Below are 21680 nucleotides of genomic sequence, written 5' to 3' on the forward strand. Positions count from 1 at the left end.
TTTTTATAAGTATTACAATCTAATTTTCACTAATTAAACTTAATGATATGTTGAAGTTGTTTTTTTTGAATAGTATTCAAAATAAATATAAATACATGTTTATTGTATTTATAACTCTGGGAATCTTTTTGTCTGTAACAAGTTGTTTTAATAAAAATGATAAGCAAAATGAAAACCCGTTAATGAAAAATGAAGCTAATATGGATCCTTCTTTAGAAGGAATTCCTTATAAAATTAAAGATTTTATAGCGCCAGCTAATTTTTTAGAAAAGGATTGGGTAGATTTTCATAAAAATAATAAGAGTAAAGTAAATGCTTTAAATCTACTAAAAAGTCCATGGGAACAAGTAAACTTTACGGTAGATCATACAGCAGGAAGTTATGGTGCACATGGTATTGGAGTGATACGCTCTATAGCTATTCAGCCAGGAAATACAAACCGTGTTATTGCGGGAACATTACTTGCAGGTGTTTGGATAACAACTAATAAAGGTGATAATTGGGTGTCTGTTGGTCAAAATGTACCATTGGTAGAAACTATTTGGGAAGTGAAATTTGCACCTAGTAATGCCAATATTGTATACGCAATTACCAACGTAGGATTGATTAAATCTATGGATGAAGGGCAAACTTGGAACTATGCAACTAACTTTCTTTCTACACTTCCTTATACTGCTAAAGAGGCAATGTTAGATATTTCTCCAACAGATAGTGATAAAGTATTTGTATCTACAAAGAATAATTATACTAATAATGGTGGTATTTATTTAACCACTAATGGAGGAACAACATGGAGTACCTTGCATGAAGGGAGTGCTTATTGGGATCTTAAAATTAATCCTGGGAATAGTTCTATAATTTATGCAATAGAACAAGTAGGTTCGTGGACTAAGTTTTTACGAAGTACAGATTCAGGGGTTACGTTTACAGAAATTAACAATGGTTACCCTTCTGCAGCAATTTCAGGACATCAATTATATCGTGGTGCTATTGGGGTAACTCCAGCTGCACCAAATTATGTATATGTGTATAGTGCAGGAAATGATGAGTATGGATTTTGGAAATCTACAGATGCAGGTTTGAATTTTACAAAACAAGATGAAGGATGGGCAGGTAACACTATATTATCCGTTGTTCCTTCTGGTACAGATTATACCTTTGATAATAAGCTTACTGCAGGTTATGGACAAACAACTTGGGATTTTGCAATAGGAGTTTCAACAACAAATCCAGAACTTGTTTATGCAGGTTGTAATAAAACGATGTTTTCAACAAATGGAGGTACTACATGGTCTCATGTTGGTAACCCAGATCAAACTACTTGGCCTATTCATGGAGACATACAAGGCATTGATGCAAGCGGTGATGAGGTTTGGGTTGTAAGTGATGGTGGTGCCTATTATTCTTCTAATAATGGAATAAATGCTATTTCTAAGTATGATGGTATTTATAGTCAAGAATGTTGGGGCTTTAGTCAAGGATTTAAGTCAGATATTATGGCAGCAGGTATCAATCATAATGCTATTTATATAAAAGATGGTTCGTTATACAACCAATGGTTAACAGGGCCAGGAGCAGATGCACAAACAGCCACCGTAAATCCTTTAGATGACCGTTATATTTATGCGATGCCTTGGTGGGATCAAAGGCTTACTAGACCAGCATTACGTAATACAGCACCTGGTAATTCAGGTAATCTAGGTGTTTATTCTGGTTATGTAAATTTCCAAAATTATATTATGCATCCAAATCTATATAATAAAATTTATGTTATTGGACACCCAAATTCTCTAAGACCAGAATTAGTTACAGGAGTAGCAGTAAGTAATGATAATGCGTCAAGTTGGTCATCATTAAAAGATTTTCCAGACATTAGTAATACAGGAGGAAGAATGCAAGTTAGTTTTGCAGATGCCAATACAATGTTTGCTATTATAAAACGTGAGGCTAAGTCATATCAAATATGGAAAACTAATGATTCTGGAGTTAATTGGTTAAATGTAACTCCCTCTTCATCTCTAACATCAGAATTTAATATTAGAAACATAGCATTAAGTGAAACAGATACAAATATAGCTTGGGTTGTACTTGGCTCATCAAGTAATGTAAAAGTTCTAAAAACAATTGATGGCGGAACAACTTGGGTAGATTATTCAACTGGTTTACCTAATAGTGAAGGGCGTTTTGGAATTGTTAATCAAAGAGGAACTAATGGTGGGGTTTATATAGGAACAAGAATGGGCGTGTATTATCGTAATGCTTCTATGAGTTCATGGGATTTACACGGAACAGGAGTTTTAGGTGGTGAAGTTAATTTTTTACAAATTAATTATGCAAAAGGAAAAATAAGAGCTGCTGGAACTAGAGGTATTTGGGAAAATGATTTGTATGAATCTTTTAAACCTGATGCAAATTTTGCTGCCGATAAAATTTTGGTTGATTTAACACAAGATGCTATGGTGCAATTTAAAGATCATTCTGCAATTACTCAAATAGGAGCTACTTGGAGTTGGTCCTTTCCGGGAGGCATTCCTAGTACTTCTACAGATGAGAATCCTTTAATATCATATGCCAATGCTTCAGAAGGAAAACATGATGTAAAATTAACAGTTAAAGATGTAACTGGTAAAGAAAGCACTAAAACTATTACAAATTTTATAGAAGTATTTACCACGCCATGTCCAACACTTATTCCTAGCAATAAGTATTCTATACATCAATTTGATAGTCAGGAAATTGTTGGAGAAACATCTCCGGCTACCAATGTTATAGATGGAGATATTTCAACTAATTGGGTTACTCAATGGTATAGCCCAGAAGTACCTATGCCACATTATATATCAATAGATTTAAGTGCTAATTATAATGTTTCTCAAATGAATTATGCTCCAAGGCAAAATCAAGAAAATGGAAGAATTAATTCATATCAAATACATTCAAGTTTAAATGGTACAGATTGGACTCTAGTTACTTCTGGAAATTTTGTAAACTCTACAGAGCTTCAAAAAGTTGTTTTTTCTAGCCCTATATTGGCTAGGTATGTAAAACTAACTGCTTTATCTGAAGTAAATGGAAACCCATGGACAACCGTTGGAGAGTTATCTTTTCTTGGTTGCTCAGAAGTACTTTCACTTAGAAAGGAGCAAGTAGACAAAGTGATGGTGTATCCTGTTCCTACGGGTAGTAATATATCTATAAAGACGTCAAACATGAAAGGTTTAGAAATACAAGTTTCTTTAGTAAGTATTGATGGCAAACAGGTGAAAAAAATGAATCTTAAAAATAAGAATGGTGAAGTTACAATGGATATAAGTGATGTAGCCAAGGGTATTTATGTATTAAATTTAATAGATGAATCGGGTAAAAAGTATCAAAAAAAAATAATAAAAAAGTAGAAAGTATTATTCATCTTTAGAACAAGAAATGTTCTTTGTTTTTTAATAAATGTTGTAAAAAATAATTTTGAAGATAGTCATAATAACAAGAATAAAAAAATATGAAAATTACAGATGTAAAAGTTTGGCTTGTAGAAGGGGTAAAGTATAATTGGACATTATTGAAAATTTATACAGATGAAGGTTACACAGGTGTTGGTGAAGCCACAAATTGGCCAGGGAGTCAAATAGTAGAAGCCGCCGCAAAAGAACTTGGACAAAGAATTATAGGTTTAGATCCAATGAGAACCGATTTTATTTGGACCAAATTATATAGAGATATGAACTGGGTTGGGCCAAGTGGAGCAAGCTTATGTGCAATTTCTGGAATAGACATGGCTTTATTAGATTTAAAAGGAAAAGTGTTAGGAGTTCCTTGTTATGAGCTTTTAGGAGGGAGTTATAGAACAGAAATTCCTTTATATGCTAATTATTGGTTTACAGGAGGGGGACATAATGGTGAAGACTATGCAAAACAAGCAAAACAAGTTAAAGAAGCTGGGTTTACAGGCTTAAAATTTGATCCATTTGCTCATACTAATTATTTTTATGGAGATGATTTGGCAACAAATTTATCATTAACTAAATCTGAACAGGATAGAGCGTTTGAAGTTAGTAAAGCGGTAAGAGATGCTGTAGGACCAGATATGGATATTATGATTGAAACACATGCAATGCTTAATTTTAAAGTAGCAGTTTCAATGGCTAAGCGATTATCTGAATTAGATATTGCTTGGTATGAAGAACCAGCAGGACCAGAAAGTGCAGATACTTTGCGGGCATTAAGAGAACGAATTGATCCAAGTGTATCTATTTGCGTTGGTGAAAGACATTATACAAGACATGGTATTAGACCAATTTTAGAAAAACATGTATGTGATGTTATAATGCCTGATATTACACGTTGCGGTGGTCCTTCAGAAATGAAAAGAATGGCTACAATGGCTGAAGCTTATAATGTATTAGTTGCTCCGCATAATCCAAACGGACCATTATCTACATTATCGTCTGCTCATGTATGTGCATCCATACCAAATTTCTTTAGGCAAGAATTTATTTTTAAAGACGTAAGTTGGCGAGATGAAATTATAGATCATCCTATAAATATTAAAAATGGAAGTTTAGTTTTGAGTAAAAGACCTGGTTTAGGAGTTGATTTAATTGAAGAAGAAATGGACAAACATCCAGGTGTTAGAAAGCATAGAGAAGGATTTTATATCTAAAAAAAACAAAAATGTTAAATATTAATTTAGAAGGTAAAACAGTTTTAATAACAGGTGTATGCAGTGGAGTAGGACAAGGAGTCGCAAAAGTATTTGCAAAAGCAGGTTGTAATGTTGCTGGTTGTGGTATATCTTCTAAAGATTCTCAAGGAGCTAAGGATTTTTTTGATATTTTAAAAAATGAAGGAGTAAAAGGACTTTATTTAAGTGTAGATATTGTTTCCTCAAAAGATCAAGAAGCGTTAATAAACAAAACGATAGCAACCTTTGGTAGAATTGATATTTTAATTTCAAATGCGGGAGGTAATGTTTTTGAAGGAGCTGAACAATGTACACTTGATAAATGGGAATTTAATATGAATCTCAATTTAAAATCACATTGGATGCTAAGCCAGAAATGCAAACCTTGGTTAGAAAAAAATGGAAATGGAGTAATTATTTTAATGACTTCAAATCATTCTAATTATACAATACCTGGCTGTTTCCCATACAATGTAACAAAAACAGCAATAAAAGGTTTGGTTCAAAGTTTAGCAATTGAATGGGGACCAAAAATTAGAACTGTTGGTATTGCTCCTGGATTTATTGATACACCCGGAAACCAAAAATGGTTTGATAGTTTTCCTGACGCAGAAGTAGAAAGAAATAAAACAATAAATTTACATCCTGTAAAAAAATTAGGTACTACTGAAGAAGTAGGTAACTTTTGTGCTTTTTTAGCTTCAGATTTAGCTTCATTTATATCTGGTTCTACCTACTTAATAGATGGAGGAAGATCTGCACTTATGCAAGATTAATAGTTTTATATTCTTATTAAAAATCATCAAAAATCAATCAGATTTTTATGTTAATTGAGTAGTAAACCCAATAATAAATTTAAATGGATATTGGAGAATATCCTTCTAATGCATTTTAGAAGGATTCCATTCTTAGATCATTCTAAAAAAAAGATTAAAGTTTTAGTAGCGGTTATGCTGCAAGGATTTTTTGATATTTTTTTTCCTTTCTCCTATAAAAAGAAATTTCTATTCCTTTAGAGTATAAAAATATTTATTTATAATGAGAGGGTTTATCTTAGAATAGGAAACCTTATTGAAACCATACCTCAATAATTAATATATAGGTTTTAAGTATAGATTTCTTTTGTACTTGTTATAAAATAAGGTGTATTTAATTTATGTTTTTATTTTGTGTAGTGTAGCTGTGAAAAATACAGTTATAGTTCTAGTTAAAGCGAGACTTTTTTACAAAGTTAATATGTAGCAGAACAAGTGAAAATTTATAGGTATTTCGTAACAAACCCTTAGAAATGAAAAATGATAAAAAGATAATAAAAAAAGCCTTATTATGGTACAATATTAAAGCTAATTTAGGAGAAGGTCCTTTATGGGTAACGCATTCTAAAGAATTATTATGGGTAGATATTAAAGGAGGACTCGTCTATGCTATAAATGCAATTACTAGAGTAAATAACGTTATTTATAAAGGAAATAAACCTTCTTGTATTGTTCAAGTTTCTAATCATGAATTCTTAATAGCAGATGGTCATAAAATAGCACTGTTAAATCTAATAACTAAAAATTATAATGAATTTGCTTCTTTAAAGTTTAATAATTTAAACATACGATTTAATGATGGAAAAGCAGATCCTAATAGTAATTTATGGATAGGAACTATGGATAAGAATGCACTTCATAACCAAGGAAGTCTATATTTGATAAATCATAAAAAAAAGATTTCAGAAAAATTAAATAACATTACCATATCGAACGGTATGACCTGGTCTTTAGATGCTAAAACAATGTATTATATTGATACTTTTGAGGCTAAAGTTTATGCTTTTGATTTTAACGAAAAAAGTGAAATTTTAAATCAAAGAGTAATTATTGATGTTCCAAAAGAATTAGGCATGCCAGATGGAATGACAATTGATAATAATGGAAATTTATGGATAGCTATGTGGGGTGGGTTTTCAGTAATTTGTTGGAATCCTAGCTCTGGAAAAATTATTGATAAAATAGAAGTTGAGGTACCAAATGTAACATGTTGCGTTTTTGGTGGTGAAAATATGGATACATTGTTTATTACTACAGCAAGAGATGGACTTTCTAGTGCTGAATTAGAAAAATATCCAACTAGTGGAAGTGTTTTTTATACAAAAATGAATGTGTCCGGATTCAACTCAAACTATTTTAAGATATAACTAATTCGGTAATTTTTATATACGATTGATAAATTTAAGTAACAGATAAAGAAAACCAATCTTATATTCCTTGCGAATTTTTATAAAACTCAGTTGGTGATGTTTTTTTAATTAAACGAAATTGTTTATTAAAATGAGAAGGACTGTTATAACCGCTTAAATATGCAGCTTCAGTAATATTATACTTTTCTTCTCTTATTAATTTACAAGCGTAACCAATTCTAATTTCATTTAAAAAGGAAGAAAAAGTTTTTTTAGTTCTTTTTTTAAAATATCTACAAAAAGCAGTTTTATTCATTGAAGCAACTTGTGCAACTTCATCAAGCGTAATGGAGTTCGAAAAATTATCCATTATATATTCGAACACATTATTAATTTTTAAATCGCTTTTAAAAATAGTCTCTTTAAATAACGGAGAAGCAAGTAATAAATACTCTTCAGATTTAGAAGAAAAATGTAAAATATCAAGAAAAAACAATAAACGCTCCATCCCTTCTAGTTCTATGAGTCTTTTAATTTTTTCTATTAATTTTTTTCTTGTTTCATTTTGAAATGAAATACCCATTTCGGCATTTTTAAAAAGTTTTTTTAGTTTATCTGATTCAGAAAGGTTTAAAAATGTTGTTCCTAAAAAATCAGGAGAGAATTGAATAATAATAGAAGAACATTTCATTTTTAAAGAATTCTTCTTTTTTTGAGGATTGCTTCTCCAAACATGAGGTAACTTTTTTCCTACTAAAATAACATCTCCCTTAGAAAAAGTTTCAATTGAATCTCCAACAAACCGTTTTCCACTTCCCTTTAGTATTACAACAAGTTCTAACATTTCATGAAAATGCCATTTATCATCAAAAGAAGTTCTAACATCTTTTTTAATATGAAAGGCGCTTTCGGTAGGTTTTTCTAATTTTCTAAAATTCGCCTTCATTCTTTATTATTTGATTTTAAGGCAAATATAGAGAAAGTTATTGATAATTAAGAGCAAGCTTTCAATGGAAAGTAGCGGTAAGTTTGTTACAAGTAATGTTCTTTGTAGTAATGTATAGTTTGAGTTAATTAATAATTTCTAAAAAAAATATATATAATATTCTTTCTTTATTAAAATAATATCTATTTAATTTAAAGGATGTTATGTTTAGTTTTAGAAATTATTAGTAGTTAAACTTCAAGTAATACATGATATATTGACTTTAAATAATAATCATAAAAACAATTATTAACAAAATTTATTTAAGTATGAAAGCAAAAATATTTAAAATTTTTATTTTACTTGCAATTTTTACTGTTAGCCTGGGTTTTGCTCAGAATAATAGTGTTAGTGGTAAAGTAACAACTTCGGATGATGGAATGCCATTTCCTGGAGTTAATGTATTCGTTAAAGGTTCTCAATTGGGAGCAACTACCGATTTTGACGGTAACTTTACAATAGCTAATGCCGATCCTAATGGTATTTTAGTTTTTAGTCATGTTGGGTTTAAGACACTTGAAATAGCTATTAATAACAAAAGAACATTTTCTGTTTTAATGGAAGAAGATGCTTCGCAATTAGATGAAATTGTTATTGTTGGGTACGGAACACAGAAAAAAATTAACTTAACAGGTTCAATTTCAACAGTAAAACTAGACGATGCTGAAAATAGACCTATTGCCAATGCTAGTCAGGCACTTGCAGGTAAAGCAGCAGGTGTAACGGTTACTCAAAACTCTGGCCAACCAGGTGCAGATGGAGCTAGCATTAAAATTAGAGGAGTAGGTACTTTAGGAAATAGTAATCCATTAGTAATGATTGATGGAATTAGAGGAAGTTTGGGAAATGTAAATGTATCAGATATTGAATCAATTACGGTTTTAAAAGATGCAGCATCCGCAGCAATTTATGGATCAAGAGCAGCAAATGGTGTTATATTGGTAACAACCAAAAAGGGTAAATCTGGAAAATTCACTGTTAATTATGATGGATATACAGGTGTTCAAACAGCTACATACTTAGCAGATTATGTTACAAATTCTGCAGAATATATGGAACTGTTAAATCTTGCAAAATTTAATGAGAGTCCAGGCTCTACTCCAGAATTTACAGCAGACCAAATAAATGCATTTAGAACTGGAACAAATTCTGATTTATATCCAAACACAAATTGGAACGATGATTTATATAGAAGTGCACAAATTACCAGTCATAATTTAAGTGTACGTGGAGGTAGTGAAAAAACAACTTATTCTTTTTCACTTGGGCATCTTAACCAAGATGGTATTTTATTAGGTACCAATACCAAACAATATACAGCGAGGTTAAATTTAGATACAAAGGTATCTGATAAGTTTAGCACTTCCTTAAAAATTTCAGGAAGACATGACGATGTAAATCAACCCGTAGCAGGGTCGAGTACCGTAATAGGTTGGATAAACAGGGCATCACCAATGCAAAACCCGCGTTTAGCTGACGGAAGTTATGGATTTCCATGGTTAGCTTTCCCTAGTGCTACACAAGCATTAGCAGGTGCATTAGAAGGTAAAAATAATACGAGTTGGGATAATTTAATGGTAAACTTATCTGGTGAATATGAATTTATTGAAGGATTAAAGTTAAAAAGTACTGTAGGAGTAAGAACGTCTCATAGTTTACAAAAAGTATTTAGACCTTTAGTTGAACTAGTAAACCCTTCTGATGGTTCTACAACTAGCTTAAGTGTTGGTGGTAATCCATTGTCTGCTTGGAACGGTTATAGCAATTCTAGAGATATTACTTTTGTAACCACCTTAAACTATAATAAAACAATTGCAGAGAATCACAATTTTACAGGACTTGTTGGTTTTAACCAAGAAACAAACAAATATCAAGTTTTACAGGCTTCTAAAGATGGAATTCCTAGTAATGCACTTCAAGAAATTAGTGCAGGCGCTATAGATCCAACAGCACAAGGGTATACTGTAAATTTTGGACTTCAATCTTTTTTTGGAAGGCTTACATATGATTTTAATAGCAAATATCTATTTGAGGCTAATGTACGTTATGATGGGACTTCAAATTTTGCCGAAGGAAATCGATGGGGACTATTTCCTTCTTTTTCTGCAGGTTGGAATATTTCTAATGAATCTTTTATGGATGAGGTAGATTTTATCGATAACTTAAAATTAAGAGCTTCATGGGGACAATTAGGAAATCAAGCTATTGCAGCTGGTCAGTACTCTTCAATATATAGTTTAGGACAAAATTATTCGTATGGAGGTAGTTTAGTTAGTGGAGCTGCACAAACCAACTTATCTAATCCAAACGTAACTTGGGAAACATCTACACAAACCGACATAGGAGTAGATTTAACAGCTCTTAATGGTAAATTAGGGATTGTAGCAGATTATTATATAAAAGATACTGACGATATTTTACGAGGAGTAGCGGTTTCTACAGTTGTTGGAGGATTAAGCCCACCTACGGTGAATTTAGCTTCTGTTCAAAATAAAGGATTTGAATTTTTAGTTAACTATAAAGACAACGTTGGAGATTTTGAATATGGTGCTAGCATTAATTTGACTACTATTAACAATAAGGTAACCAAATTACCTACACCACAAATTGGTAGCAGAAGATTGGTAGAAGGGAGTTCAATTAACGAGTGGTTTGCTATTAAAATGTTAGGGATTTTTCAAGAAGGAGATGATATTGCCAATAGTGCACAACCTACAGCACAACCAGGAGATATTAGGTTTGAAGATTTTAACGAGGATGGTAAAATAGATAATGATGATAGACAGGCGGCGGGTCAATCAATACCTGATTTAATTTATGGTTTTGATTTGTCACTTGCTTACAAAGGTTTTGATTTTTCTATGCTTTGGCAAGGAGTAGAAGGTATTAAGGCAATAACAGAAGAAGAACAGAAACCGTTTTTTAATAATGCGGGAATTCCAAAATTTTGGGCAGAAAATTCTTGGACGCCAGAAAACCCTAGTAATCAATATCCAAGATTGGTAAGATCTAGTAATTATGTTAATAACATCTGGAGGTTTTCTGATTTTTTACTTGAAGATGCTTCTTTTTTACGATTAAAAAACGTTCAATTAGGGTATTCACTACCTACTCAACTTTTAGATAAATTAAAATTAGATAAACTAAGAATTTATGTGAATACTACTAATCCTTTAACGATTACTAAATATAGAGGGTTAGATCCAGAGAAAAATCCTGCCGCAGGTAGAGGTTCTTATTCAAATGTTCAAGTATTATCATTAGGTGTTAATATTTCTTTATAATTAAAAAAAAATCTATAGATATGAAAACATATATAAAAATTATTTTTGGGCTATTCTTTATTTTTGCTTCTTGTGATGAAGACATTCTAGAGGTTAGTTCTACAACTCAGATATCTTCTGAAACATTTTGGCAAACAGAGTCTGATGTTCGTTTAGGTTTAAACGGAATTTATAACAGATTCAGTGCTTTAGAGCAAAATTATATTTATTTTGATGTAATGTCAGATAATGCATACAACAATTATCCATGGGAAGGTTATAAAGCTATAGCTGATGGAACACATGATGCCAGTGGTCCAGGAGCAATTTCTTGGATATGGGCAGATTGTTTTAGAGGTATAGGAAGGGCTAATGTACTTTTAGAAAATATTGAAACTATGGATGGGCTTAATTCTGATTTTAAAAACTCAACCATGGGAGAAGCTTTGTTTTTTAGAGCCTTTTTCTACTTTACTTTAACAGATTTTTATGGAGGTGTACCTCTAATTTTAGAAAGTCCAAAATTAGAACATGGCCAATTACCAAGAGATTCAAAAGAAGTAGTGATTACACAGGTATTGGCAGATTTAAATGCTGCAGCTGCCTTACTACCAGAAAGTCAATCTGAAGTAGGTAAAATTACAAAAGGAGCTGCTAAGGCTTTGAAATCTAGAGTTTTATTGTATAATAGTAGGTGGGGGGAAGCAGCTACTGCCGCACAAGAAGTAATGGGCATGGGGTATTCGCTATTTCCTAATTATAGAGACTTATTTCGTGAAGCAAATGAAAATAATAAAGAGGTTATTTTTGATGCACAATATATATCTCCAGAACAAGGTAATTTTATGGAATTATATCTTGGTAGCTATACTGTAGGAGGTTGGTCATCTGTTGTTCCATTACAAAACATGGTTGATGAATATGAAATGATAGATGGAAATTCCATAGATGAGTCAATATTATTCGACCCAAGTAATCCTTATGAAAATAGGGATCCAAGGTTAAAACAAACAATATCTGTTCCTGGAGCTACACTTAATGGAATTGTAAATCATGTTGGTGAATTTGGAGGATTTTGTTTTAAAAAATATACAGAATATGATGAATCTGATGTAGTGTCAGCTACTCCTTATCCTACTCAATCTGGACTTAATGCAATTATAATTAGATATGCAGAAATATTATTAACTTATGCTGAAGCAAAAAATGAAGCTTCAGGACCAGATGCTACTGTTTATGCAGCTATTAATGAAATTAGAGCGAGACCATCTGTTAATATGCCACCATTACCGTCTGGTTTAACTAAAGAAGAAATGAGACAAGCAATAAGACATGAACGTAGAGTTGAGTTACTTCTTGAAGGGACACGATATTCTGATATTAGACGATGGGGAATTGCAGAAGACGTTTTAAATGGATTAACAGACGCGGGAGGAACAAGGGTTTTTAATCCAAGTAGAGATTATTTATTCCCAATTCCTTCAGGTGAGTTTGATATTGAGGGTACAAAATTAGAACAAAACCCTGGCTATTAAAATTAAATATTATTTGATTTAAGAATGTTAGTGACTCAAATATTTGTTACTAATGGATTGTTAAAGGGGGTATCTGTTAAAAGATACCCTCTTTTTATTATCATTATTTATAAATTTAAAATTTAGTATAATAGGTATAGTGGAAAGTTCGGTTAAATAGAGTTTTTTTTGACTGTCATTTCAAACTCATAACCAGAAGGTCACTGGTTCTAGTCTAGTTCCTGCTACTATAAAAGAGTAATCAGAAAATGATTACTCTTTTTTTTGTATTAAATTAAAAGAGAGTACCCTAAACAAAAGATCAAGTACAAAAGTTTTTAATTTTTTATCCTACTTAATAATTTTACATTGATTATAAATGGCTCAATGATATTTGTGTAACTAGTTTATCTATTTTAAAAGAAGAAAAACCAAAATAAATAAATATTTTGGTTTTTCTTAACTTGCTTTATATGATGTAAAATTATTTTATATCTAAGAATACTCCTCCAGAGAAAGAAGGACTTGCGGCTATTATTTTACCAGAAAAAGCAGAGTCGAAGCCCAGTGAAACACCTAGTTTTTTAGTAATATAGTAACCAGTTTCAAAACCAAAACTGCTATATTCAATATCGTTAGCAAAAATACTTCCATTACTATTTGTAGCATTTAATGATCCATTTTTTAAAGATTTTACAACATTTAATCTTGTAATTAGCCAAAGCTTATTGTTTATTAAATTGATTCCTGATTCTAAGCCAGTTCTAAACTCATCAGAAAAACCTTCACTTCTATTGTTGTAACCTAAATAAGATTTTAAATAAACAGGTTTTTCTTTAAAAGATGTAGAATAGCCTAAAGATGATGATAGAATTTGATTAAACTCTCCATCTCCATTTTGAAAACTACCATCGCTACCACCGGTATTATTACCTGTTGGTAAGCCCAAAGTTAGTTTTATATCTGCAGCCCAATTTCCTTTTTTGTATAAACCATACCTAACCCCTAAATCTACATCTCCAAAAGAATTTACTGTTTCCCCTTTGCTAATAGTTCCGCCCGTGGTACCTGAAATTTGATTATTTTGAGAAGAGCTAGCAAAGAATGGTACGTATGCAATAACATCAAATTTATTACTTACTCCATATTCTGCATACACGCTAGTGTTAAACAAAGTTCTAGTTCTATTAGGGTCTTTTGCACCTGTATCTGTATAATGCTCATCATATTGCAATTGCCATCCTGCAAGTTTATAATACCCCTTTCCTTTTCCTTTAGTCCATTGGGCAAAACTAATGTTACTTGCCAGTACTATTAAAACGAATGCAATGATATGTTTTTTCATATTTCTTTTATTTAATTTCTCCATTTCCTACTTCTATACCAAATGGTTTACACCAATATAATAAATGTGTAAAATCATTAATACCTGTATTTTTTATAATGTAAGTATGGGTTCCTTTAAAAACCGTGACTTTTTGTATTTCTTTAGCATTTGCTACTGTATTTATATTATTGGTAAAGTATAAGTATAAACCAGGTAGTCTTTCTGATGCTTTGTAGTTTTCACTAATTATTAACTCTAAATCATTTGTGTTTGGTATTTCTTTTAAAATAAAATCTCCTCTAAGTTCATAACTACTTGATGTTTTTAAAGTTCCTGATTTTTTTTGAGTTGCATTACCAATAACACTTACTGTATCTTGTGTTGTAAGAGTATTATTAGAAGAATTTACTGTTGCTGTAATAACAGCTTCTCCCGCTGCAATTGCAGTTATTAAACCAGTATTAGAAACGGTTAATATGTTTGTGTTAGAGCTTTGCCAAGTAATAGTAGGCGTCTCTGTTTCTCCAAGACTGTTTGTATAAGTTGAGGTATATTGGTGTGTATTGTTTATGTTTAACTCTATTATTGGGTTGTTAATACTTATGCGCTCGTCTATGGTTACTGCCGTTACTGTATCTTCTGTATTTATTATTTCTCCGTCTGCTGTTGTAGTACTTGCTGTAATGGTTGCTAAACCCTCACTAATTGCAGTAATTAGACCTTCGTTAGTAACTGTAATAATAGAATTGTCAGAACTATTCCAAGACACTTTTAAATCTTCTATCTCGCCAAGTTTATCTGTATAATTTGCAGTGTATTGGTGTGTGTTAGAAATAATTATTTCTTCAATAACATTATTTATTGTTAGTTTTTTAGCAACAGCTGTAACTGCTATATTATTTTCATTTGTAATAATACTTCCATTTTCTGTTGTTACAGAAGCGGTAATTACAGATTCTCCTATGGATAGTGCTGTAAGTAAGCCAGTGTTAGAAACAGATATAATGTTAGAATTACTGCTATTCCAATTAATTACTGGAGTTGTTACTTCACCTATATTATTGGTGTATTTAGTGTTGTATAGGTGTGTGTTTTTTATACCAAGTTCTGCAATGGTATTGTTAAAACTTAATATTTCTGTTTGATTATCTGCAATAATATCATCTTCAATACAGCTATTAAAAATGAGTGAAAGGAATAGAATAAATTGTAAATATTTCATTAAGGTTATTTTTAAATTCTGAAAATTTTGTCGTAGAAAAAAACAATTGTTTACAATTTTCATTATAATAGTTAACTTTTTTAAGAAAATACTTCAAAATATGGAAACCCGTATAAAAACTAAAAAATGAAAAATTAATTTTGATATTAAATTAATGAGGAGTTTAAAATTAATTTTTCATTTTAAAAGATAAAAATGTTTCAAAAAGTTTTGGTTGTAGAAGATCTGGATGTTATTAATAGCGGAATTAAAATAGCCTTAGAAGAAATAGGAATAAAAGAAGTAGATTTTGTTTCGTATTGTGATGACGCGTATGCTAAAATTAAAAATGCTTCCTTAAATAATGAGCCTTACCATTTAATTATTTCTGATTTATCTTTTAAATACGATGGAACTCACCAAGAATTAAAATCAGGAGAAGAGTTATTAGAAAAAATTAGGAAAGAATTTATAGATTTAAAAATTATTGTTTTTTCTGTTGAAGATAGACCCTATAAAATTCAGCATTTGTATAAGAATCTAAAAATTGATGGATTTGTTTGGAAGAGTAGAAGTGGATTAAAAGAATTAAAAAATGCTATGAATGCAATTTTAACTACAAATCAGTTTTATATTTCACCAGAATTAAATACCACCGTTCACCCAAAGCAAGTGGTTGAGGTTACCGATTTTGATGTGTTTTTAATAGCATCGATTTCTAAGGGTTTATTACAAACAGAAATAAGTAAAAACCTGAAAAAAATAGGGTGTTTTCCCTCTAGTATAAGTGCTATAGAAAAAAGATTAAAGTTTTTAAAGGAACATTTTAATGCTAATAATCCTGCACATTTAGTTGCTATTGCTAAAGATTTTGGGTTGGTGTAATAAAAATTTTCATAAAAAACATGCTAATTACGGAAACCCGTAATATTTATATATTTTATTGGAATATATTTGAAAAATAGTTAGAAAAGAAACTATTGAAAAGGAAAGAGTTCTAGTTGAGAGCCTTACGGATTTCCGTAAGGCTTTTTTTTTAGAAATCTTGTTTTGTATGTGATAATTAGGTTTCTTTAAAGATTTTGATTGTCTTTATAAAATCTAAAATTAAAAGATAAGTACAGTGGTTTTAAATAAGCCATTCTATAGATAAGTTTATTACAACTTCATTTATAATAATTTTGAGTATTTTAATATTGTTGGGGGACAGTGTTTTCTGTCATTAAGTTGTTTTATTTGGAGTTGTTTTTTTCGATAAGCTATCTATACAGTTTTTTAATTTTAAAACGATTACTCTTTATTATATAGTATTATCACCTATTTTATTTATAAAAAGAGGCTTTTCTATTTTTTATATATTCATTTTTTCTACTTCAATAAAGTAGTATTATTGGTGCTTTTTCTTTAAATTATTTGCCTTTTTTTACGACTGTTGAATAGTAAATATTTGCTATATATTTTTTTGAATATCCTTTTGTTCCTTTACTTTTCTAATTGTATTACCAATTTGTTTACACATTCTACAAAAGTTCTAAATTAGAATCAAATATGTATGCTGTGCTCAACAGATAAATGTAACAAACTTGTTTTTTATATACGATCGGATTTAATGTACTTTAAAAGTTATGCGTAGTATTTACTGCTTTTGTATTTGTTCTTTTTTTTGGCTATATTTATTATAAAACAAACAACCTAATGGCAGAAATTTAATACTTTTTTTTAATAATTTAATTTGTCTATTTTGTAATTACTTACTAAAACTTAAACGATAAAACAGTTCTGATGAAAAGTATATATTTTAGATAAAGAAGATTCTTTTGTTTTTCATTTTTATAATACTTCTATGAAAATAGAAACAAAAGAGAGCGTTATGCAAGAAATTACTTATAAAGAAGTGGTAAGTTGCCAGCTTAAAAAAGGAAATGAATAACTTTTAGGTACTATTTTGGCTACTATTATATCTTTTTTTACTGCTACCAGAATGCCCTTAAAGATATTTAAAGTACACGACCAATTACTTATAGAATTAAAAGATAAAAAAATATTAAACTATCAAATAGCCAGAAATATTGATGAAAACGAAGTACGTAAAGTTGTAAATTACATTAACCAAAAGCATATAAAATATTAGATTTTGCTTTAAAAAATATTTTAAATTAAACTTCCATAAATACTTTACGATTTGAATATAAAAATCACCGAAATTTTAGTTTCTGATATTACAAGAGATACTTTTGTTAAAAAATGGAATCAATTAGAAACTACTTCAAAAAATAATAAAATAAAAGGTGTCACACATAAGTTTAATGTAAATTTACGAGTACCATTAAGAGTTAAGGGCTCTGCAACTTATCTTCTTATTTATTCGAAATTGGTTGTTTTAGATAAGAATAATGGTGTTTTAATTGGTTTTTATACGAATATAAATAAACCTCTTATTTTTTCATTATTAGTTGGTGTTATTCCATCTATATTATTCTTATATCTATATTCAAGTGTATTTGTTTTCATTATTTTTTCGATACTAATTTCAATATCATGTTTAACAATGCTTTATTTAAAACTTTATAAGTTAAGTACAAAATACCTAAGTAAACTTAAAGAAAAATTTAATTAGTTAATCTTTAAAAGACAATTGATTTTGTTATAAGTATTGTTTTTGGAGGGTAGTATTAAATTCTCTTACCACTTTTCTAATAAATTTCAGTTTAATGATGAAAGCGGTTGTACTATTAAATTTAAGGTTTTGTCTCGTTATAATAAATTGCAGTAAAGCATTATCTACAAGTTATATAAATTTAATATCAACCTTTATTATGGTGTAACACCTATTTTTTTTAATAGTATTATAAACGGAGAAGGTTATAAATGCTTAATACATAAAATTGTAGCTAATTTGCTATCTGTTATAAAAAGTAGAATACAATACTTGGAGATAAGAAACCTAGTATAAAACCTAAATAGACTTCTTTATGTGTATGTGCTTTTAAATGTAACCTAGCACTTGCTAAAATTCCGGAGAGGAGCAAACCACAAATAAGTACTGCTATTAGGTTTTGTTGATAGATAAAACTTAAAACATAAAAGAACCCAACAGTAATTCCTATAGATATTAAATGAATGCTTGTTTTTATCTTTAGAGCAAATAGTAGGTATATAAAGACTAAGCCTAAAGAAGTGGCGTAAAAAAGCATTCCTAGATCTCTTAAGTTTGCTATTCCGTATAGGGTGTTGCCTAATAAATAAAATAGTACAATCATCATAGCAACCGGAATTTTTCTTTCCTTTATACTTTCTGCTTTAAATGATTTAATGAGTTTAAAACGCCTAAAAAGAATAAGTAATAGTAAAGGTACAATGTAAGTTGTTACAAAAATTAAACCTAATACTGCAAATTTTTGGTTTTTGCTAAAGCTATTTTCAATTAATATAAAATATAAGGTTATTCCAATTGTAGGAATTACAATTGGATGCAGCATTACAGATATAAATTTATAAAACTTCATTAAATCTCTTTACGTAAACGAGCTACGGGTAAATCTAGCTGTTCTCTATATTTTGCAACTGTTCTTCTTGCTATTGGATATCCTTTTTCCTTTAAAATAGCAGCTAGCTTTTCATCCGTTAAAGGTTTCTTTTTATTTTCTTCTAAAATTACCGTTTCTAAAATCTTTTTTATCTCTTTGGTAGATACATCTTCTCCCTGATCGTTTTTCATAGATTCAGAAAAGAATTCTTTAATTAACTTTGTGCCATAAGGAGTAGATACATATTTGCTATTTGCAACCCTAGAAACAGTTGAAACATCCATATTAATTTTATCTGCAATATCTTTTAAAATCATTGGTTTTAGCTTTCGCTCATCACCTGTTAAAAAATAATCATACTGATAGTGCATAATTGTATTCATGGTAACTAAAAGTGTTTGCTGACGCTGTTTAATAGCATCAATAAACCATTTTGCCGAATCTAATTTTTGTTTTATAAAGAATACAGCATCTTTTTGAGACTTACTTTTTACAGTAGCTTCTTGATAGCCTTTAAGCATATTGTTATACTCTCTAGAGATATGTAATTCTGGAGCATTTCTAGAATTTAAAACTAAATCTAATTCTCCATCAATCAATTTTATTGAAAAATCTGGAACAATTTGTTCTGCTATCTTATTATTACCAGCATAAGAACTTCCTGGTTTAGGGTTTAGTTTAGAGATTTCTTTATTTACTTCTTTTAATTCTTCTTCAGAAATAGTAAACTTTTCTTGTAATTTTTTATAATGTTTTTTTACAAAATGATCAAAAGCAGTCTCTAGAATTTCTATGGCTAAACTTCTAATTTTGTTACTTTCTTTTCTCTTTAATTGAATAATTAAGCATTCTTTTAAATCTCTAGCTCCAACTCCAATAGGATCTAAAGTGTGGACAACCTTTTTTAGAATAGAAATAACTTTTTCTTCTGTGGTAAAAACGTTTTCTGTAAAAGCTAAATCGTCTACCAAGTCTATAATATCTCTTCTAATATAGCCACTATCATCTATACTTCCCACTAAAAACTCGGCAATAGCGAGTTCTTCATCATTAAAAGTATAGGTACTTAATTGATTTTTTAAAGATTGATGAAAACTAGTACCACTGGCATAAGGTACATTTTTCTCTTCATCATCTGCAGAGTAATTATTAGCCTGAGTTTTATAACTCGGTATTTCGTCATCACTTAAATAATCATCTATATTGATGTCTTCTGCCTCTATTTTTTCTGTTCCAGCATCATCATATTCATTCGATAAATCATCATCTATAGAATCAGCATCATCCTTACCAGTATCTAATGCCGGATTTTCTTCAATTTCTTGTTTTAGACGTTCCTCAAAAGCTTGCGTAGGCAATTGAATTAACTTCATCAACTGTATCTGTTGTGGAGATAATTTCTGTAATAGCTTGTATTGTAAACTTTGTTTTAGCATATAGACAAATATATGAAATAGCTTAAAATAAAAAACGTCATTCTTATAGGAATGACGTTTTTATTACTTTAATTTTTTAGTTCTTTTTAAAAATCAGCGTTTTGTGGTGTTCTTGGAAAAGGAATTACGTCTCTAATATTACTCATTCCAGTTGTAAACTGCACGAGTCTTTCAAAACCTAGTCCAAAACCAGAATGTACCGCTGTACCAAATTTTCTTAAATCTAAGTACCACCATAATTCTTTTTCATCAATATTCATGGCTTTCATTTTTTCGACTAAAACATCATAACGTTCTTCACGTTGCGCGCCACCAACCATTTCTCCTATTCCAGGAAATAAAACATCCATGGCTCTTACTGTTTTTCCATCATCATTTAAACGCATGTAAAATGCTTTAATATTTGCTGGGTAATCAAATAAAATAACCGGACATTTAAAGTGTTTTTCTACTAAAAAACGTTCGTGTTCAGACTGTAAATCTGCACCCCATTCATTAATTGGAAATTGAAATTTCTTCTTTTTATTTGGTTTACAGTTTCTTAATATGTCTATTGCTTCTGTATATGAAACTCTTTTAAAGTTATTATCTGCTACAAAACGAAGTTTTTCTAACAAACTCATGTCACTTCTTTCTGCTTGTGGTTTGCTTTTTTCTTCTTGTGTTAAACGTTGGTCTAGAAAGTCTAAATCATCTTTACAGCTTTCTAAAATAGAACTTAAAACTGTTTTTATAAAGTCTTCTGCTAAATCCATGTTACCATCTAAATCCATAAATGCAACTTCTGGTTCTATCATCCAAAATTCTGCTAAATGACGTGTAGTATTAGAGTTTTCTGCTCTAAATGTTGGTCCAAAAGTATAGGCTTTTCCTAAAGCCATCGCATACGCTTCTGCTTCTAACTGACCAGAAACAGTAAGGTTTGTTTCTTTACCAAAAAAGTCTTTAGAATAGTCAACTTTTCCATCTTCTGTAACCGGAGCTTCATTATCTTTAAAGTTAGTAACTCTAAACATTTCTCCTGCTCCTTCTGCATCAGAACCCGTAACAATTGGTGTATTAACGTAGTTAAAGTCTCTTTCCTGAAAATATTGATGAACCGCAAAAGATAATTTAGAACGCACACGCATTACTGCGCTAAAAGTATTTGTTCTTACACGTAAATGTGCATTTTCTCTTAAAAATTCGAAACTGTGTTTTTTAGGTTGAATAGGGTATTCATCTGGATTAGAGTCTCCTAAGATTTCAATTGCTGAAACCTGAATCTCTACAGATTGTCCTTTTCCTTGACTTGCAGCCAAAGTACCTTTTATACAAATAGCGGCACCTGTTGTAATTCTTTTTAATGTAGTTTCATCTGTGTTTTCAAAATCGATAACACATTGTATGTTGTTAATGGTAGAACCATCATTTAAAGCAATAAAGCGATTGCTTCTAAATGTTCTAACCCATCCTTTTAGAGTTACTTCTTGTAGTAATAATCCTTCCGATTTTAAAAGTTCGGCTACGTTGCTGTTTATCATATTCTTATAATATTGATATAAATATATGTTATTAATTGATTGTATTATTCTTATTATTTTCT

General features: G+C 30.1%; 15 protein-coding genes. 9 read left to right on the top strand and 6 right to left on the bottom strand.

The annotated features are described in order from the left end of the window. Positions 1-95: 95 nt before the first annotated feature. The 4 genes from GQS58_RS06705 (at position 96) to GQS58_RS06720 (ending at position 6860) form a co-directional block, all read left to right on the top strand. Entirely contained in the window at positions 96-3395 is a 3300-nt protein-coding gene (locus GQS58_RS06705) for a discoidin domain-containing protein (protein ID WP_166384164.1), read from the top strand. Positions 3396-3496: 101 nt separating this feature from the next. Further along, entirely contained in the window at positions 3497-4657 is a 1161-nt protein-coding gene (locus GQS58_RS06710; protein WP_166384166.1) for a mandelate racemase/muconate lactonizing enzyme family protein, read from the top strand. A gap of 11 nt (positions 4658-4668) precedes the next feature. After that, positions 4669-5454, top strand: a complete 786-nt coding sequence (locus GQS58_RS06715; RefSeq protein WP_166384168.1) for an SDR family NAD(P)-dependent oxidoreductase — start codon at positions 4669-4671, stop codon at positions 5452-5454. Positions 5455-5966: 512 nt separating this feature from the next. Continuing rightward, a complete protein-coding gene (locus GQS58_RS06720) occupies positions 5967-6860 on the top strand; it encodes an SMP-30/gluconolactonase/LRE family protein (RefSeq protein ID WP_166384170.1) in 894 nt (297 codons plus the stop codon). Between the two features lie 61 nt (positions 6861-6921). On the opposite strand, the gene GQS58_RS06725 is transcribed toward GQS58_RS06720, so the two are convergent. Further along, a complete protein-coding gene (locus GQS58_RS06725; protein WP_166384172.1) occupies positions 6922-7788 on the bottom strand; it encodes an AraC family transcriptional regulator in 867 nt (288 codons plus the stop codon). Positions 7789-8096: 308 nt separating this feature from the next. Here GQS58_RS06725 and GQS58_RS06730 point away from each other — a divergent pair, with 308 nt between their 5' ends. Further along, complete coding sequence (locus GQS58_RS06730; protein ID WP_166384174.1) at positions 8097-11111, top strand: SusC/RagA family TonB-linked outer membrane protein; 3015 nt, start codon at positions 8097-8099, stop codon at positions 11109-11111. 20 nt (positions 11112-11131) lie between these two features. Continuing rightward, entirely contained in the window at positions 11132-12625 is a 1494-nt protein-coding gene (locus GQS58_RS06735) for a RagB/SusD family nutrient uptake outer membrane protein (RefSeq protein ID WP_166384176.1), read from the top strand. Positions 12626-13088: 463 nt separating this feature from the next. Here GQS58_RS06735 and GQS58_RS06740 read toward each other — a convergent pair whose 3' ends face one another. Together GQS58_RS06740 and GQS58_RS06745 are read right to left on the bottom strand one after the other, a co-directional pair. After that, on the bottom strand, positions 13089-13949 hold the full coding sequence (locus GQS58_RS06740) for a hypothetical protein (protein ID WP_166384178.1): 861 nt from the start codon (positions 13947-13949) through the stop codon (positions 13089-13091). Positions 13950-13956: 7 nt separating this feature from the next. After that, positions 13957-15153: an Ig domain-containing protein gene (locus tag GQS58_RS06745; protein WP_166384180.1), complete on the bottom strand. Its 1197-nt coding sequence runs from the start codon at positions 15151-15153 to the stop codon at positions 13957-13959. A 195-nt stretch (positions 15154-15348) separates the two neighbouring features. Here GQS58_RS06745 and GQS58_RS06750 point away from each other — a divergent pair, with 195 nt between their 5' ends. The 3 genes from GQS58_RS06750 (at position 15349) to GQS58_RS06755 (ending at position 17749) form a co-directional block, all read left to right on the top strand. Then, on the top strand, positions 15349-16017 hold the full coding sequence (locus GQS58_RS06750) for a response regulator (protein ID WP_166384181.1): 669 nt from the start codon (positions 15349-15351) through the stop codon (positions 16015-16017). A 1060-nt stretch (positions 16018-17077) separates the two neighbouring features. Continuing rightward, the gene (locus GQS58_RS17045) at positions 17078-17263 is read left to right on the top strand and encodes a hypothetical protein (protein WP_205860402.1); all 186 of its coding nucleotides are present in this window, start codon (positions 17078-17080) and stop codon (positions 17261-17263) included. Between the two features lie 51 nt (positions 17264-17314). Continuing rightward, positions 17315-17749 (top strand): hypothetical protein, encoded by a 435-nt coding sequence (locus tag GQS58_RS06755; protein WP_166384183.1) that lies wholly within the window; start codon positions 17315-17317, stop codon positions 17747-17749. 289 nt (positions 17750-18038) lie between these two features. On the opposite strand, the gene GQS58_RS06760 is transcribed toward GQS58_RS06755, so the two are convergent. The 3 genes from GQS58_RS06760 to asnS all read right to left on the bottom strand — a co-directional run bounded on the left by GQS58_RS06760 (position 18039) and on the right by asnS (position 21618). Next, a complete protein-coding gene (locus GQS58_RS06760; protein WP_166384185.1) occupies positions 18039-18638 on the bottom strand; it encodes a hypothetical protein in 600 nt (199 codons plus the stop codon). After that, positions 18638-20095 carry an RNA polymerase factor sigma-54 gene (gene rpoN, locus GQS58_RS06765; protein WP_166384187.1) on the bottom strand — a complete coding sequence of 486 codons (1458 nt, stop codon included), beginning with the start codon at positions 20093-20095 and terminating at the stop codon, positions 18638-18640. The genes GQS58_RS06760 and rpoN overlap by 1 nt, the downstream gene beginning before the upstream one ends. Before the next feature lie 86 nt (positions 20096-20181). After that, positions 20182-21618, bottom strand: coding sequence for an asparagine--tRNA ligase (gene asnS / locus GQS58_RS06770; RefSeq protein WP_166384189.1), 1437 nt, complete (start codon positions 21616-21618; stop codon positions 20182-20184). Between the last annotated feature and the right edge of the window lie 62 nt (positions 21619-21680).

The sequence above is a fragment of the Polaribacter sp. 11A2H genome, from assembly GCF_011379025.1.
In the GTDB taxonomy this organism is placed as follows: Bacteria; Bacteroidota; Bacteroidia; order Flavobacteriales; family Flavobacteriaceae; genus Polaribacter.

Bases quoted from the DNA above. Each gene is read 5' to 3' on its own strand.
- rpoN (WP_166384187.1), bottom strand. From the start codon at position 20,095: ATGCTAAAACAAAGTTTACAATACAAGCTATTACAGAAATTATCTCCA.
- GQS58_RS06750 (WP_166384181.1), top strand. From the start codon at position 15,349: ATGTTTCAAAAAGTTTTGGTTGTAGAAGATCTGGATGTTATTAATAGC.
- GQS58_RS06720 (WP_166384170.1), top strand. From the start codon at position 5,967: ATGAAAAATGATAAAAAGATAATAAAAAAAGCCTTATTATGGTACAAT.
- GQS58_RS06735 (WP_166384176.1), top strand. From the start codon at position 11,132: ATGAAAACATATATAAAAATTATTTTTGGGCTATTCTTTATTTTTGCT.
- GQS58_RS06715 (WP_166384168.1), top strand. From the start codon at position 4,669: ATGTTAAATATTAATTTAGAAGGTAAAACAGTTTTAATAACAGGTGTA.
- GQS58_RS06725 (WP_166384172.1), bottom strand. From the start codon at position 7,788: ATGAAGGCGAATTTTAGAAAATTAGAAAAACCTACCGAAAGCGCCTTT.
- asnS (WP_166384189.1), bottom strand. From the start codon at position 21,618: ATGATAAACAGCAACGTAGCCGAACTTTTAAAATCGGAAGGATTATTA.
- GQS58_RS06730 (WP_166384174.1), top strand. From the start codon at position 8,097: ATGAAAGCAAAAATATTTAAAATTTTTATTTTACTTGCAATTTTTACT.
- GQS58_RS06710 (WP_166384166.1), top strand. From the start codon at position 3,497: ATGAAAATTACAGATGTAAAAGTTTGGCTTGTAGAAGGGGTAAAGTAT.
- GQS58_RS06760 (WP_166384185.1), bottom strand. From the start codon at position 18,638: ATGAAGTTTTATAAATTTATATCTGTAATGCTGCATCCAATTGTAATT.
- GQS58_RS06745 (WP_166384180.1), bottom strand. From the start codon at position 15,153: ATGAAATATTTACAATTTATTCTATTCCTTTCACTCATTTTTAATAGC.
- GQS58_RS06705 (WP_166384164.1), top strand. From the start codon at position 96: ATGTTTATTGTATTTATAACTCTGGGAATCTTTTTGTCTGTAACAAGT.
- GQS58_RS06740 (WP_166384178.1), bottom strand. From the start codon at position 13,949: ATGAAAAAACATATCATTGCATTCGTTTTAATAGTACTGGCAAGTAAC.